We start from the raw sequence: 15,043 nt of genomic DNA, 5'->3' as shown, positions 1-15,043 counted from the left end.
GATTGTCAAGACCGAAAAAAGGTACGCGGTGCGTATCTACGACATCACATACAGAGGTATCCAGATGACTAACAAACTCATCAAATTCTTCAACATCACCGGCCTGACCTGGTTCGTGCCGCTGGTCAAAATCGCCGCCGGCGAAAATCCGGCCCAACAACTGCGGCAACTGTTCTTGGTAATGGGCGTGCCGATGATTGCCTTCGCGCTGTTTCTGGGACTGTGGAGCGTGTCGGCATCCGGTGTCAATACCAGCCTGGGCACGATTCCAGGTCCGGTCGCGGTGTGGGACGAAGTCGGCGGTCTGATCGCCGAACACACCGCCGAACAAACCAAGAAGGCCGAGTTCTACCAGCGCCAAGCCCAGCGCAATAAGGAAAAGCTGGCCGAAGATCCGAAGGCCGACATTAAAACCCGGCCTTACACCGGTAAACCGACCTATCTCGACAAAATCCTGACCAGTCTGCGCACCGTGTTCGCCGGCTTCGTGATCGCGACCTTGATCGCGGTGCCGATCGGTATCCTGTGCGGCATGAGCCCGGTGCTCAATACCGCCTTCAATCCGTTGATCCAGATTTTCAAACCGGTATCGCCGTTGGCCTGGCTGCCCATCGTCACGCTGGTGGTCAGCGCCGCCTACGTGACGACCGACGACTCCTGGTTCGAGAAATCCTTCATCACCTCGGCGATTACCGTGACCTTATGCTCGCTATGGCCGACGCTGATCAACACCGCCGTCGGCGTGTCGTCCATCGATCGCGACCTGGTCAACGTCGGCAAGGTATTGCGGCTGGACTGGATGACCCAGATCAAGCGCATCATTCTGCCGTCGGCCCTGCCCTTCATCTTCACCGGCATGCGCTTGTCGCTGGGCGTGGGCTGGATGGTGCTGATCGCCGCCGAAATGCTGGCGCAGAATCCGGGTCTGGGTAAGTTCGTTTGGGACGAGTTCCAAAACGGCAGTTCCAATTCGCTAAGCCGCATCATGGTGGCGGTGTTCACGATCGGCTTCATCGGCTTCGCGCTGGACCGCATCATGCACTCGTTGCAAAACCTATTCTCTTTCCAAAAAGTGTAAGGCCGCCGCCATGAATGCCCCCGCCAAAATCATCGAACTTTCCATGCAAAAAACCGCGACCAACCAACCCGCCAACGACGCGCGCGCGCCGCTGGTCGAATTGAAAAATGTCTGTAAATCCTACGGCGAGGGCCGGAGCAAGACCTCGATCCTGAAAGACATCAATCTGGACATACAAGAAGGCGAATTCATCGCCATCGTCGGCTTTTCCGGCAGCGGCAAAACCACGTTGGTGTCGCTGATCGCCGGCCTGATTCAGGCCGACGCCGGCGAGTTGCTGAAAAACGGCGCGGCGATCCGCGAACCCGGACCGGACCGGGGGGTGGTGTTTCAAAACTATTCGCTGATGCCGTGGCTGACCGTTTACGAAAACGTGGCGTTGGCCGTCGATGCGATCTTCAAGGACTGGACGCCGGCGCAACGCCGCGCCCACGCCGAAAAATACGTCAAGATGGTCAATCTGGGCCGAGCCATGGACAAGCGCCCGGCCGAACTGTCGGGCGGCATGCGCCAACGGGTCAACGTGGCGCGCGCGCTGGCAGCCAACCCCGATATTTTATTGCTGGACGAACCGCTCAGCGCGCTGGACGCTCTGACGCGCGGCAACTTGCAGGACGAGATTCTGCAAATCTGGGAGCAGGACAAGAAGACCGTCATTCTGATCACCAACGACGTCGACGAAGCCATCTACATGGCCGACCGAGTGATCCCGCTGAAACCCGGCCCTGACGCCACCTTCGGCCCGGATTTCGTCATCGATCTGGAACGGCCGCGCGACCGCGCCGCGTTGAACCACGATCCGGAATTCAAACGACTGCGCGCCGAAATCACCCGTTATCTGATGGACATCGGCCTGCAAAAAGCCCAAGCCGAAGTCGGCGACCGGGTCAAGCTGCCGGACGTGCGTCCGAACACCAGCAACGACTGGAAACTCGATACCTCGGCGCTCAAGCCCAGCCAAACCGACCTGGGTAAGGCCCGCTATCTGGAGTTCGCCAACCTGTCGAAAATCTATCCGACCCCGGACGGCAACAGCACCGTCAAGGTGGTCGACGGTTTTGACTTGCGGATGAAAAAAGGCGAATTCGTGTCGATCATCGGCCATTCCGGTTGCGGTAAATCCACAGTGTTGTCGATGACCGCCGGCCTCAACGACATTTCCGAAGGCGGCATCATTCTGGATAACCGCGAAATCGACGGCGCCGGCCCGGATCGCGGCGTGGTGTTTCAGGCGCCGAGTTTGTTTCCGTGGCTGACCGCGTTCGACAACGTCATGCTCGGCGTCGATAAGGTTTACCCGCACGCCAGCCAGGACGAGCGCGACGACATCGTCGAATACTATCTGACTCGGGTCGGATTGACCGACAGCATGTTCAAGAAAGCCGCCGATCTGTCCAACGGCATGCGCCAACGAGTCGGTATTGCCAGGGCCTTCGCGCTGTCGCCGAAACTACTGTTGCTCGACGAGCCTTTCGGCATGCTGGATTCGCTGACCCGCTGGGAATTGCAGGAGGTGTTGATGGAAGTGTGGGAACGCACCCACGTCACCGCGATTGTCGTGACCCATGACGTCGACGAAGCGATTCTGCTGGCCGACCGGGTGGTGATGATGACCAACGGCCCGCACGCCAAGATCGGCAAGATACAAGACATCGATCTACCGCGGCCGCGCAGCCGCAAGGCGCTGCTGGAGCATCCGGACTACTACCGTTACCGGGAAAGCCTGCTGACCTTTCTGGCGGAGTGCGACCACACCCATTAGATATTGTTGGGTACACATCCCGTACCTTTTCAAGCCATGAACAAACCGAATTCAACCAGGTACGCGCTGCGTACCCTACGACCTCTTTGTGCCGAAATTCCCGCCTTGCAGGCTTAGGCGGATGGCAAACCGACTTTCGACCGACCACAGACCAGGAGACATCATGTTCAAATCCACACACATCTTGCCGGCCGGCGTGCTGGCGATCGCCGGAGCCGGCACGCCGGCCCAAGCCGACATCACCAAGGAGGTGGAGGACGCGCTGAATTTTTACCACTACGGCAGTAACGGCGCCGTCAAAATGGATTTGAACTACCGCTGGGAAAACGTCGATCAGGACAAAGGCCCCATCATCCCCGGCAAGGCGCCGAAACGGGTGGAAACCGCGAACGCCAATACCGCCCGCTTACGCTTGGGCCTGCTGTCGCCGACTTTTTACGATTTCCAAGCCTACGCCGAATACGAAGGCAATTACGCGCTACAGGAGGACTACGATCAGGGCGGCACGACGTTGAACCGTCACCGCGACTATTCGCTGATCGCCGACCCTGACCGTAGCGAGCTCAACCAGTTCTGGCTCAGTTACAAGGGCATCGCCGACACCTTAATCAAGGTCGGCCGGCAACGCATCAAATTCGACGACGACCGCTTCATCGGCAACGTCGGCTGGCGGCAAATGGAGTCGACCTACGACTCGGTGCTGGTTACTCACAACAACCAAACCCTGTTCGGCTTGACCGTCAACGCCGGTTACCTGGACCACGTGCAAAACATTTTCGGCGAAACCGACACCTTGAACGCGCCGGTGCTGAATCTGAATTACAAGGTTGGCGATTGGGGTAACCTGATCGGTTACGGCTATTGGCTGGACTTCCGCGAGCGCGCCAATTACGCCAAATCCTCGCAAACCTACGGCCTGCGCTTCGACGGCAAATCGCCGCAGTTCTTCGATACCGTGAATTTTCTGTACACCGCCGAATGGGGCAAGCAATCCAATTACGCCGACAACCCCAACCATTACCAGGCCGACCGCATTAACCTGATGGGCGGTCTATCGGCTTTCAACCTGACCTTGCAAGGCGCGATGGAACAGCTGAACGGTTACGGATTGAACAAGACCTTCAACACGCCGTTGGGCACCAACCACGCCTTCCAGGGCTGGGCCGATTTGTTCATCAATCCGTTGGGCAACGCCACCTTGGGCCAGGGTATCCGCGACGTGTTCGCCACCGCCAGCTATAAGGCGATGAACGATACATTGATCGTCACCGGCATGTACCACGATTTCTACGACGACACCGGCGGCGTCGAATACGGCAGCGAGTGGGATTTCTCGATTTTGAAAAAATTCGGCAAGCACTACTCGCTGCTGGCCAAGTACGCCAATTTCAACACCGAAAACGCCGCGTTTACCGATACCCAGAAAATCTGGCTGCAGGCCAACGTCAGTTTTTAACGACTTATCGCTCGCGCCGGCCGGTATCGGCCGGCTCCCGAGGCGCAACGTCAACGAGGCAAGATCATGAAACCGAAACTCGTCGTCGTCGGCAACGGCATGGCCGGCATGCGGACCGTCGAACAACTGCTGCAAATCGCCCCCGACCTTTACGACATCACCGTATTCGGCGCCGAACCGCACGGCAACTACAACCGCATCATGCTGACGCCGGTGCTGTACGGCGCGAAAAATTTCGCCGACATCGTGATCCACGACTTCGACTGGTACCGGAGCCGCGCCATCACGCTACATTGCGGTCCCGCCAAAACCGTGGTCGCCATCGACCGGACGCGACGCCAAGTCATAGCGCGCGACGGCACGACGGCGGACTACGATAAACTGCTGATCGCCACCGGTTCGCTGCCGCTGCTGCTGGACATTCCGGGCCGCGACTGCGACGGTGTGATGGGCTTTCGCGACATCGCCGACGTCGAGACAATGATCGCCAAATCGGCCCGGCGCCGTCACGCGGTGGTGCTGGGCGGCGGCCTGCTGGGACTGGAAGCGGCCAACGGCTTGTTGAAACGCGGCATGCAAGTCACCGTGGTCAACCGCGCCGACCACTTGCTGAACCGGCAACTCGACGCCCAGGCCGGCGAATTCCTGCGCCGGCACCTGGCCGAAACCGGCATGGAATTCCAACTCGGCGCCACGATCGCGGCGATTGTCAGCCGCGCCGGCCACGTCGTCGAGGTCGAACTGGACAACGGTCAAAAACTACCCGCCGATTTGCTGGTGATGGCTACCGGCATCCGCCCTAATATCGCGTTGGCGGCGGCGGCCGGCCTGGAATGCCGGCGCGGCATCGTTGTCGACGATGCGATGCAAACCAGCGATCCGGCCGTGTACTCGGTCGGCGAATGCATCGAACATCGCGGCGAATTGTTCGGCTTGGTGGCGCCGGTCTACGAACAAGCCAGAATCTGCGCCGACCAACTGGCCGGCGGCACGGGCAGCTATCGGACCGGTTTCGCCGCGACCATGTTGAAAGTCACCGGCATCGATTTATTTTCGGTCGGCGATTTCGACGGCGATGCCGACAGCGAAACCCTGCGCTTCGTCGATTACGGCCTCGGCATCTATAAAAAAGTGGTACTACGCGGCGACGTGCCGATCGGAGTGATTCTGTACGGCGATACCGGCGATGCCAATGGCTATCTGCGCTTGGTCCGCGACGGCGTGCCGGTGAGCGACAGACGCCGGCGCTTACTGTTTGGCGGCGCGACAACCGCCGAGGCCGCCTGAGACAATAGCACCATGAGTCTAACCACCATCGTCAAGACCACTTGCCCTTACTGCGGTGTCGGCTGCGGCATCTCGGCAGAAATCGAGGATGCCGCCGGCCACCGCGTCCGGATTGCCGGCGATCCGGAGCATCCGGCCAATTTCGGTCGGTTATGTTCCAAGGGCGCCGCACTGGCCGACACCGTGTCCTTGGAAAACCGCCTGCTCCATCCGCGCATCGGCGGCGCCCGCGCCGATTGGGACAGCGCGCTGGATCTGGTCGCCGAGCGTTTCCGAGCCGCGATCGCCGAGCACGGCCCGGATTCGGTGGCCTTCTATGTATCCGGCCAATTGCTGACCGAGGATTACTACGTCGCCAACAAATTGATGAAGGGCTTCATCGGCTCGGCCAATATCGATACCAACTCGCGGCTGTGCATGTCGTCGGCGGTGGTTGGTTATAAACGGGCCTTCGGCGCCGACGCGGTGCCGTGCAATTACGAAGACCTGGAACTGGCTGATTTGATCGTGCTGGTCGGCTCCAACGCGGCTTGGTGCCACCCGGTGGCCTTCCAGCGCATCCGCAAGGCCAAGGAACGCAATCCGGCGTTGAAAATCGTCGTGGTCGATCCGCGCCGCACCGCCAGTTGCGACATCGCCGATCTGCATCTGCCGATTCAACCCGGTATGGACGCGCTGCTGTTCGACGGCCTGCTCGGTCATTTGGCGGCGGTCGCCGCCACCGACGCCGCCTATATTACCGCTTATACCGAAGGCTTCGAGGCGGCCTTGGCGCAAGCGCGAAGCGCCGCGCCGGACATCGCCGCGACCGCCGCCGCTTGCGGGCTGGCCGCGGCCGAGGTTGGCTTGCTGTTCGACTGGTTCGCCGCGACCGAAAAAACCGTCACGGTGTACTCGCAAGGCATCAACCAATCCAGTTCCGGTTCGGACAAATGCAACGCGATCATCAACTGCCACCTGGCCACCGGCCGCATCGGCCGGCCCGGCATGGGGCCGTTTTCGTTCACCGGCCAACCCAACGCGATGGGCGGCCGCGAGGTCGGCGGCCTGGCCAACATGCTGGCCGCGCACATGGATTTGGACAATCCGGTCCATGTGGATCGAGTCGGCCGGTTTTGGGGTAGCCAGCGGGTCGCCGACCGCCAGGGCCTGAAAGCGCTGGAACTGTTCGACGCGGTCGCGGCCGGCAAGATCAAGGCGATCTGGATCGTCGCCACCAATCCGGTCGCGTCGATGCCGGACGCCGACCGGGTAAGGCAGGCGTTGCAGGCTTGCGATTTCGTGGTGGTCTCCGATTGCATCGCCGATACCGACACCACTCGATTGGCGCACGTGCTGCTGCCGGCCACCGGCTGGAGCGAAAAAGACGGCAGCGTCACCAATCTGGAGCGGCGGATTTCCCGCCAACGCGCGTTGTTCGCGCCGTCCGGCGAGGCCCGCCACGACTGGTGGATCTTCAGCCAGGTGGCGCAACGCCTGGGCTTTGGCGAAGCCTTCGCCTACCGTTCCAGCGCCGAGATTTTCCGCGAACACGCCGCGCTGTCGGCCTTCGAAAACGATGCCGGGCACGGTCGCCGCGACTTCGATCTGTCCGGTCTGGCCGATCTGAGCGATCCGGCCTATTCCGACCTGCAACCGCTACAATGGCCGGTGAACGCAGCCGGCGGCACTGCCCGGCTGTTCGGCGACGGCCGGTTTTTCACGGCCAACGGCAAAGCCCACTTCGTGCCGGTGTCGCCCCGCCCTCCCCGCCACGTGCCCGACGCCAACTATCCGTTCACGCTGAATACCGGCCGCTTGCGCGACCAGTGGCACACGATGACCCGCACCGGCCTGGCCGCCAAACTGAACACCCACCAAGTCGAACCTTGCGTCGAAATCCATCCGGACGACGCCGCCTGCCTGCAGTTGCCGGCCGGTGCCATCGCCAAACTGACCAGCCGCTGGGGCGCGATGCTCGCCAAGATCGCGATCAGCGCCGAACAACGGCCCGGCAGCTTGTTCGTGCCGATGCACTGGACCGGCGTCAACAGCAGCCACGGCCGGATGGGCGCGTTGGTCAATCCGGTGGTCGATCCCTTGTCCGGTCAGCCGGAAAGCAAGCAAACGCCGGTCGCCATCGAAGCCTGGCCGGCCCGCTGGCATGCCGTACTGTTGTCGCGGCAAGCCTTGCCGCTATCGGACTGCGAATACCGGGTGGAGATGCGCGGCGACGGTTTTTACCGTTACCAACTGGCCGGCGGCCATACCGGCCGGGACTGGCGAACCTGGAGTCGCCACCGGCTGGCCGCCAATGCGGCCGAACGGTTGGACCGCCACTGGCTGGAATACAGCGATCCGCCATCCGGCGACTTTCGGACTGCTCTGATCACCGAAGCCGGCCTGCAAGCTTGTTTATTCGTCGGCGCCGGGCCGGAATTGCCGGAACCCGGCTGGATCGCGACCTTGTTCGGCAAAACGGCCTTGAGCCGGGGCGAACGCCTGAGTCTGTTGAGCGGCGCACCGCCCGCCGGCGAAGCCGATATTGGCCGAATCGTCTGTTCGTGTTTCAATGTAGGCGAGAAAACCATTCGGCAAGCGGTTCGCGACCGCAAGCTCGGCAATGTCGCCGAGATCGGCGCCTGCCTGGGGGCGGGTACCGGCTGCGGTTCCTGCCTGCCCGAGTTGAAGGTTTTTCTAGCGACCTGAACTAACAACGCGCATGCGAGCAGCCACCAGGGAACGATGCAAGCCAAACTACAGTTATTTCCGTATTTTCAACCTATCATTTCCACCGCCAGCGGCCAGATCGTCGGCTACGAGGCGCTGGCCCGCCAGCACGACGCTAACGGCCGCGTGGTTTCGGCCGGAGCTTGGTTTTCCTCGGCCGACATCGACGCCAAGCAGCGAACCGAACTCGACCGCCAGGTGCGTTGGCAGGCCTTGCAAAAGTTTGCCGAACACGCCGATCCCAATAGCTTTCTGGCCATCAATATCTCGGCGGCCTGGATAGACAATCTGCGCCAGCTGAACGCGGTGCCGACGGTGCGGATGCTGGAAGAACTGAATATCGACCGCGGCCGAGTCATCGTCGAAATCTCCGACGCACCGGCCGATCCGCAAAAACTCAAGCAAATCGTCCAGCGCTACCGTAAGCATGGCCTGAGCGTGGCGATCGGCGATTTCGGCGCCGGCTCCTCGCAGCTGGAACGACTGATCGCGGTCCAGCCCGACATCATCAAGATCGACATGCGTTTGTTCAAGCAAGCCGCCAAGGGCGGCATCGCCGGCGACATCATGCAAGTGTTGTCGCGGCTGGGCAAACGCACCGGCGCCCGGCTGACCTGCGAAGGGGTCGAAACCGACGAGGAATTCTGGTTCGGTTTGGACTGCGGCGCGCAATATATGCAGGGTTTTTTGTTCGGTAAGGCCGAGGCCGATTTCAAGCCGGCCCAGCAATATCAGCAACACATTGCCTCGCTGCGCGGCAAGTTTCTAAAACAAACCCTGGTCCGCGAAGAACGCAAAATCAACGCCATCAACACCCTCAAGAGCTTGGCCTATCGGCTGGCGGAGGCTTTGCAGGACGATTTCAATCTCAACGAATTGGTCAGTTGGAATTTCGCGGAAAGCGGCGTAATCCGCTTTTATCTGTGCAACAACCTGGGCGACCAGATTTCCCCCGACTTCAATTTCAGCGCCAACCGCTGGTTTACCGATCCGCGCAAGATCGGCTTCAATTGGTCATGGCGGCCTTATTTCTTTCAACTGTTGGCACTGGAACATTGCGGCGACCGCGACCGCATCGTCAGTTCCGAACGCTATCGCGATTTCGAGACCAACCTGCTCTGTAAAACCCTAGCATTACGGCTGGACGGCGACCGATTATTGCTGGTCGATACCGTCGCGGTCGATTAAGCGGTCTATACTCTTTCCAGCGGCGGCGCATCAGGAAGCGGGTTTAGGCCCGGGTCGGCGCTTTTCGTGCGTCCGTTCCCGCGATTGAAGGCATTCCGGGTTTTTCAGGCGTGTAGGCGACCAAACCTCCCCGCGCCGAAAACCGGTGATCGCAACGCTTTACGGCGCGTACCTACCGAGCTTACGGAATGACCAAGCCATCGCGCATCCCCACTTCACTTTCATTCGCTATCCTGGCCGCGGGCCTGGGACTGTTGTTCCCACTGGGTACTAGCGCCTTTCTGTTGAATGGCGAGGACTTCCAGCTTGATCTGGCCACTCTCGCCTCCTTGCACCGGCTCCACCCCGAACTGTGGGTCATCTGGGGCGCTCCGCTGGTTCTGGGACTAGCCGGCTATCTGCTGGGCCGTCAAAACGAAACACTGCAACAAAAAATGCGCAGTTTGGAGCGGCAAACCAGCCAACTGAACACAATTCTGGATACCGCGCCCAGCGCGATCATCACCATCGATCAAACCGGAGCGATCCGAAGTTTCAATCGCGGCGCGGAACGCATTTTCGGTTACTCCGCCGGACAAATGGTGGGCGAAAACGTCAAACGGCTGATGCCGGCCGACATTGCAAGCCGACACGACGGTTATTTGGCGCACTACATCGCGACACGGGAAAGCCGCGCCATGAACCAGCGCCGCGAGTTCCAGGGCCGCCGTGCCTCCGGCGAAATTTTTGCAGTGCAATTGCACATCAGCCCCATCGAAATCGACGGCGAGACGCTGTTTTGCGGCATCCTCGACGACGTCAGCGAAACCAAGGCACTGCAAACCCAACTGACCCAAGCTCAAAAACTGGAAGCCATCGGCCAACTCGCGTCCGGCGTGGCTCACGAAATCAACACGCCAATTCAATATATCGGCGACAACCTGGCCGCGTTGCAAAACTACTTCGTCGACCTGAGCGCCTGGCAGTCGGCGGTTTACCAACAAGCCGACCCGGCCTCGAAAACCCGGCTAGACGATCTCGGCGAGCAATTCGATCTGGCCTATATTCTGGACGACAGTCCCAAAGCCATCGGCCAAGCGCTGGAAGGCGTGACCAGGGTCGCCGAAATCGTCAAGGCCATGAAGACTTTTTCGCACGTCGAACCTAGCCAATCCCGGCAAGCGATCAACCTGAACGACACCGTCGCCGGCGCGATCACGATCAGCCGAAACGCCTGCAAATACATTGCCGACGTCGAAACCGACCTCGCCGCCGATTTGCCTGCCGTGCCCTGCTACGCCAACGAACTTAGCCAGGTCCTGCTCAACCTGATCATCAACGCCGCCCATGCCATCGAAGAAAAAGGCGGCGAACGCGGCGTGATCCAGATTGCCACCCGCAAGCTCGGCGATATGGCGGAAATCCGCATCCGCGACAATGGCGCGGGCATTCCGGCCGAGATTCGGGAGAAAGTCTTCAACCTGTTTTTCACGACCAAACCGGTCGGCAAGGGCACCGGCCAGGGGCTGAGCCTGGCCCACAACATTATCGTGGAGCGACACCGAGGCAGACTATACTTCGAATCCGAGGCGGGACTCGGCACCACCTTCCACGTACTGTTGCCGCTCGACCCGCAGGCACCGGTTACCGAAAATGACTAAGAAGCACATACTGTTTGTCGACGACCAGGAATTGGTTATTCAAGGCATACAACGCCAATTGCGGCCCTACCGCGAGCAATGGCGGCTGTATTTCGCGACGAGCGGCGCGCAAGCCCTAGCCATCATGGCGGCGGAGAAAATCGACTTGGTGGTTAGCGATATGATGATGCCGGGGATGCACGGCTACGAATTGCTGAAGACCGTCGCCGAGCGCTATCCCGGCGTGGTTAGAATCATGTTGAGCGGCTACACCGACGAAAACAACCTGAAACAGAGCCTGGAAGTCGCCCACCAGTATTTGAGCAAGCCTTGCAGCGCCGAAACCTTGCGGGAAGCGCTGAGCCAAATCTTCAAAATCCAAGATTGCATCAACGATCCGCTGATCGCCGGCACCCTCGGGGATGCCAACGCCCTGCCCAGCCTGCCCGCGATCTACCGGGAGTTGAACGCGGCAATCGCCGACGAAAACACCACCACCAAGGACATCGCCGACATTTTCGCCCGCGACATGGTACTGTCGGCCCGATTGCTGCAACTGATCAACTCGCCCTATTTCGGACTGAACCGGGTGGTCTCCAGCCTGACCGACGCCATCAACCTGATCGGCATCAAGCGCCTGAACAATCTGGTCTTGTCGGTACATGTGAAGACTGCGTTTCCGATCGCCAGTCCGGAATTGGAGCGAAAAATGGAATATTTGTGGCAAAACGCCGGCCGGGTCGGCGAGTTGGCACGCCTGATCGCGCTAGCCGAACATCAGCGGGAAGACCGTCCGGACCAAGCCTACCTGGGCGGCTTGCTGCACAATATGGGCTTGCTGCTTTTTCTGTCGCGCGGCGGCGGCAAAACCCTGGAATTGTTGGCGCGCGCCAAACGCCACGAGCAACCGATAACGGCCTTGGAAACCGAGATTTTCGGCTTCAATCGCTGTCAGGCGGCGGCCTATGTGTTGAGCCTGTGGAAAATCCCGCCGCGTATCATCGAAGCGATTTTGTTGCATTACACCCCCAACGAGACCGATTACGACGGCGTCAACGCATTAACCGCCGTTCACGTCGCCGCTTGCCTGTTGCAGCCGGCAAATCCGAACGACTACAGCCATTTGTTCGAAATGCAATTGGACGAAGCCTATCTGCGGCGTTTGGGCAAATGGGAACGTCTTGCGGAATGGCAGGCGTTGGCGGAAAAAGTCGCGGAACAAGCCGGAGGCAGCCGATGACCTTACCCAGCAATCCGACCGCCGAGCCGGCCGCCTTACCCGAGATCAGCCGGAAAACCCTGTTCGTCGACGACGAAATCCTGCTGTTGGAGGGCATCAAGCGCCAATTGCGCCGCGATTTCGACCTGACCGTCGCCGACGGCGGCGCGGCCGGCTTGCGCATCCTGGCCGAGCAGGGACCGTTCGCGGTGGTGGTGTCCGATTACAACATGCCGGATATGGACGGCATCGCCTTTTTAAATGCGGTGTACCGGCAGTATCCCAATACGGTCTTGGTCATGTTGACCGGGCGGGCCGAATTGGACATCGCCGTCAACGCGCTACACAGCGCTCATATCGCCCGCTTTTTAAACAAACCCTGTCCGCCGGAAATTCTGCGCGAGACCTTGAACGACGGCCTGGAGCAATATCGCCTGAAAATGGCCGAGCAAATCCTGCAAAACCAATTGCAGCAAGCCAACCATCAACTCGGCCAACTCAACGCGCACCTCGAAGACTTGGTGGCCAAGAAAACCCGCGCCCTCGCCTTGCAATATCGCTACGTGGCCAACATGACCCGCTTGAACGACTCAAGAGGCGTGGTATCGGCACTGATCGCCACGTTGACCGAGCTGATCGGTAGCAATGCGATCGGTTTGTGGTTGAGTCCGGGGGCCGATCAACAGTTTCGCTGCTTCCATCCGCAAAACGGCGAACCGAACCAGTTCGCCGTCGCCGATCTGCCCGAGGGCGCGATTCGCCGCGCGATCGCCGAGAACCGGCGTTGGCAATTCGGATCGCCGCTGGACGGCGGCGGCATCGCCTGGTTTACCGGCCAGCCGCTGGCCTGTCTGCCGATGGTCAGTTCTCGCGGCGTCATCGGCCTGATCACCCTGGCCGGCGACGGACCTTCCCTGACGGCCGACACCTTGTCGACATTGATCGGCATGCTGAACGTCACCGCCACCGCGTTACAGAGCCACTGGCACCGCGAAGCCTTTATCGAAGCTCAAGACGCCATCATCACCGCGTTGGCTAAACTGTCCGAATACCGCGATCCGGAAACCGGCTCGCACCTATTGCGTCTGAAGAAATATTGCGAGCTGATTTGCCGCCACATGAGCCGCACCGAGCGTTATGCCGCCAGCGTGACCGCCGAATTCACTCAGGATCTGGTGCGCTCGTCGCCGCTGCACGACATCGGCAAGGTCGGCATCCCCGACGCGATTTTGAAAAAGCCCGGCCGGCTGACGCCGGAAGAATTTCAGATCATGAAAACCCACGCGGCGATCGGCGGCGATACGCTGCGTTCGGTTTACGAGCAATATCCGTCGCAGGGCTTCATTAAATGCGGCATGGACGTCGCCTACGGCCACCACGAGCGCTGGGACGGCAGCGGCTATCCGCTGGGCTTGCGAGGCGAGGACATTCCGCTGGCCGCCAGAATCCTAGCCTTGGTCGATGTATACGACGCACTGACCAGCCGCCGGGTTTACAAAGCGCCGATGCCGCGCGAGGAAGCGATGAACTTGATCGTCGAAGGTAACGGCAGCCACTTCGATCCCGACATCGTCGCGGCCTTCCAGGAACTCGAACCGCAATTTCATCGCATCGCCGAAACTTACGCCGACCACGTCGAGGTACTTGCACCCGACGACCAATAGCGGAGACAATGCCGACAACGCTAGCCACCGCCTCGAGGAACCGAGATGAATTATTGGTTGATGAAATCCGAACCGGACACTTTCGGCATCGACGACTTGCAACGCAAACCCGAGCAAACCGAGCATTGGGACGGCGTCCGCAACTATCAGGCCCGCAACATGATGCGCGACGACATGCAGCCGGGCGACCTGGTGTTTTTCTACCATTCCAACTGCGCCGAACCGGGCATCGTCGGCATCATGCAGGTCGTCAAGGCCGGCTATCCGGACTTCACCGCCTTCGATCCGGACAATATCCATTTCGACCCGAAAAGCCGTCCGGACAATCCGACCTGGTTCATGGTGGACGTCAAATTCGTCCGCGAATTGGCGCGTAACATCACCCTCAAGGAGTTGAAGGAAAAGTCCGAACTGGCCGAATTGGCCTTGCTGCGCCGCGGCAACCGCTTGTCCGTGATGCCGGTCGGCGCCGCGCACTGGGACTTCATCCTCGGCCTGGAATAGCCGGCCGGCCGTGCCATGGCTGACATCGCGGCATCCGGATCGGCGCCGCCGGCTTACGCCGAACTACCGGCCCTCGCCGAAGCGGTACGCATCATCCTAAACCTGACGGCTGCCGGCCAAGGGGAAGTCATGGATATCAACCTGCCGTTGGACGCCCGCTTGCAAGCCAGCTTGAACAAGGTCGCGGAGGAACTCCCCGAACTCAAGCTCAATCAATTGCTGGAAGCCAAAATCACGCTGGTGGATAGCCTAAACCAGGCCGTGACGGTGACAATCGGCGAGCGCAACCTGCTGTTGCAAAACCCCGCGCGAATGCCGGTCCAAGTCGGCCAGACCCTGCAACTCCAAGTCGTCAAATTGGCGCCGACCGCCGAACTGCGCCTGGTGGCGGTCAGTCAGCCGAATCGAAACGAATTTTTGCCGGTAGCCGGCGCTAGCAACGGCGGCGTTTTCAAACTGCCGACCGCGCCGGCGAATTTAGGCGCGGCGACCTCAGCGAACCCCGCCAGCTCGGCGACTTCCTCTCCCTCCGCGACCTTGGCGGCCGGGGCCGGCGG

11 protein-coding genes are annotated in these 15,043 nt (G+C 60.4%); all 11 read left to right on the top strand.

Annotation, left to right across the window (positions count from 1 at the left end; genetic code table 11):
* The first annotated feature begins 64 nt into the window (after positions 1 to 64).
* Positions 65 to 1,078: an ABC transporter permease gene (locus BJL95_RS10825; RefSeq protein WP_064028709.1), complete on the top strand. Its 1,014-nt coding sequence runs from the start codon at positions 65 to 67 to the stop codon at positions 1,076 to 1,078.
* A gap of 10 nt (positions 1,079 to 1,088) precedes the next feature.
* Complete coding sequence (locus tag BJL95_RS10820) at positions 1,089 to 2,840, top strand: ABC transporter ATP-binding protein (protein ID WP_071157882.1); 1,752 nt, start codon at positions 1,089 to 1,091, stop codon at positions 2,838 to 2,840.
* Between the two features lie 163 nt (positions 2,841 to 3,003).
* Entirely contained in the window at positions 3,004 to 4,296 is a 1,293-nt protein-coding gene (locus BJL95_RS10815) for an alginate export family protein (protein WP_071157880.1), read from the top strand.
* Positions 4,297 to 4,362: 66 nt separating this feature from the next.
* Positions 4,363 to 5,583 carry an NAD(P)/FAD-dependent oxidoreductase gene (locus tag BJL95_RS10810; RefSeq protein WP_071157878.1) on the top strand — a complete coding sequence of 407 codons (1,221 nt, stop codon included), beginning with the start codon at positions 4,363 to 4,365 and terminating at the stop codon, positions 5,581 to 5,583.
* A 12-nt stretch (positions 5,584 to 5,595) separates the two neighbouring features.
* Positions 5,596 to 8,271: a nitrate reductase gene (locus tag BJL95_RS10805; RefSeq protein ID WP_071157876.1), complete on the top strand. Its 2,676-nt coding sequence runs from the start codon at positions 5,596 to 5,598 to the stop codon at positions 8,269 to 8,271.
* 36 nt (positions 8,272 to 8,307) lie between these two features.
* Positions 8,308 to 9,480, top strand: coding sequence for an EAL domain-containing protein (locus BJL95_RS10800; protein WP_064028671.1), 1,173 nt, complete (start codon positions 8,308 to 8,310; stop codon positions 9,478 to 9,480).
* A 188-nt stretch (positions 9,481 to 9,668) separates the two neighbouring features.
* The gene (locus BJL95_RS10795; RefSeq protein ID WP_071157874.1) at positions 9,669 to 11,120 is read left to right on the top strand and encodes a nitrogen regulation protein NR(II); all 1,452 of its coding nucleotides are present in this window, start codon (positions 9,669 to 9,671) and stop codon (positions 11,118 to 11,120) included.
* Positions 11,113 to 12,339, top strand: a complete 1,227-nt coding sequence (locus BJL95_RS10790) for a response regulator (RefSeq protein ID WP_071157872.1) — start codon at positions 11,113 to 11,115, stop codon at positions 12,337 to 12,339. Before BJL95_RS10795 ends, BJL95_RS10790 begins: the two co-directional genes overlap by 8 nt.
* Positions 12,336 to 13,982, top strand: coding sequence for an HD domain-containing phosphohydrolase (locus BJL95_RS10785; protein WP_071157871.1), 1,647 nt, complete (start codon positions 12,336 to 12,338; stop codon positions 13,980 to 13,982). Before BJL95_RS10790 ends, BJL95_RS10785 begins: the two co-directional genes overlap by 4 nt.
* Positions 13,983 to 14,027: 45 nt before the next feature.
* On the top strand, positions 14,028 to 14,486 hold the full coding sequence (locus tag BJL95_RS10780; protein WP_064028663.1) for an EVE domain-containing protein: 459 nt from the start codon (positions 14,028 to 14,030) through the stop codon (positions 14,484 to 14,486).
* A 15-nt stretch (positions 14,487 to 14,501) separates the two neighbouring features.
* Positions 14,502 to 15,043, top strand: a 542-nt coding sequence (locus tag BJL95_RS10775) for a hypothetical protein (protein WP_217631678.1), incomplete at its 3' end; no start/stop codon positions are given.

Origin of the sequence: Methylomonas sp. LWB (assembly GCF_001856095.1) — a bacterium.
GTDB classification, from domain to species: domain Bacteria; phylum Pseudomonadota; class Gammaproteobacteria; order Methylococcales; family Methylomonadaceae; genus Methylomonas; species Methylomonas koyamae_A.
Note: the sequence above shows the minus strand (reverse complement) of the source record. Positions and strands in the feature narration are given on the sequence as shown.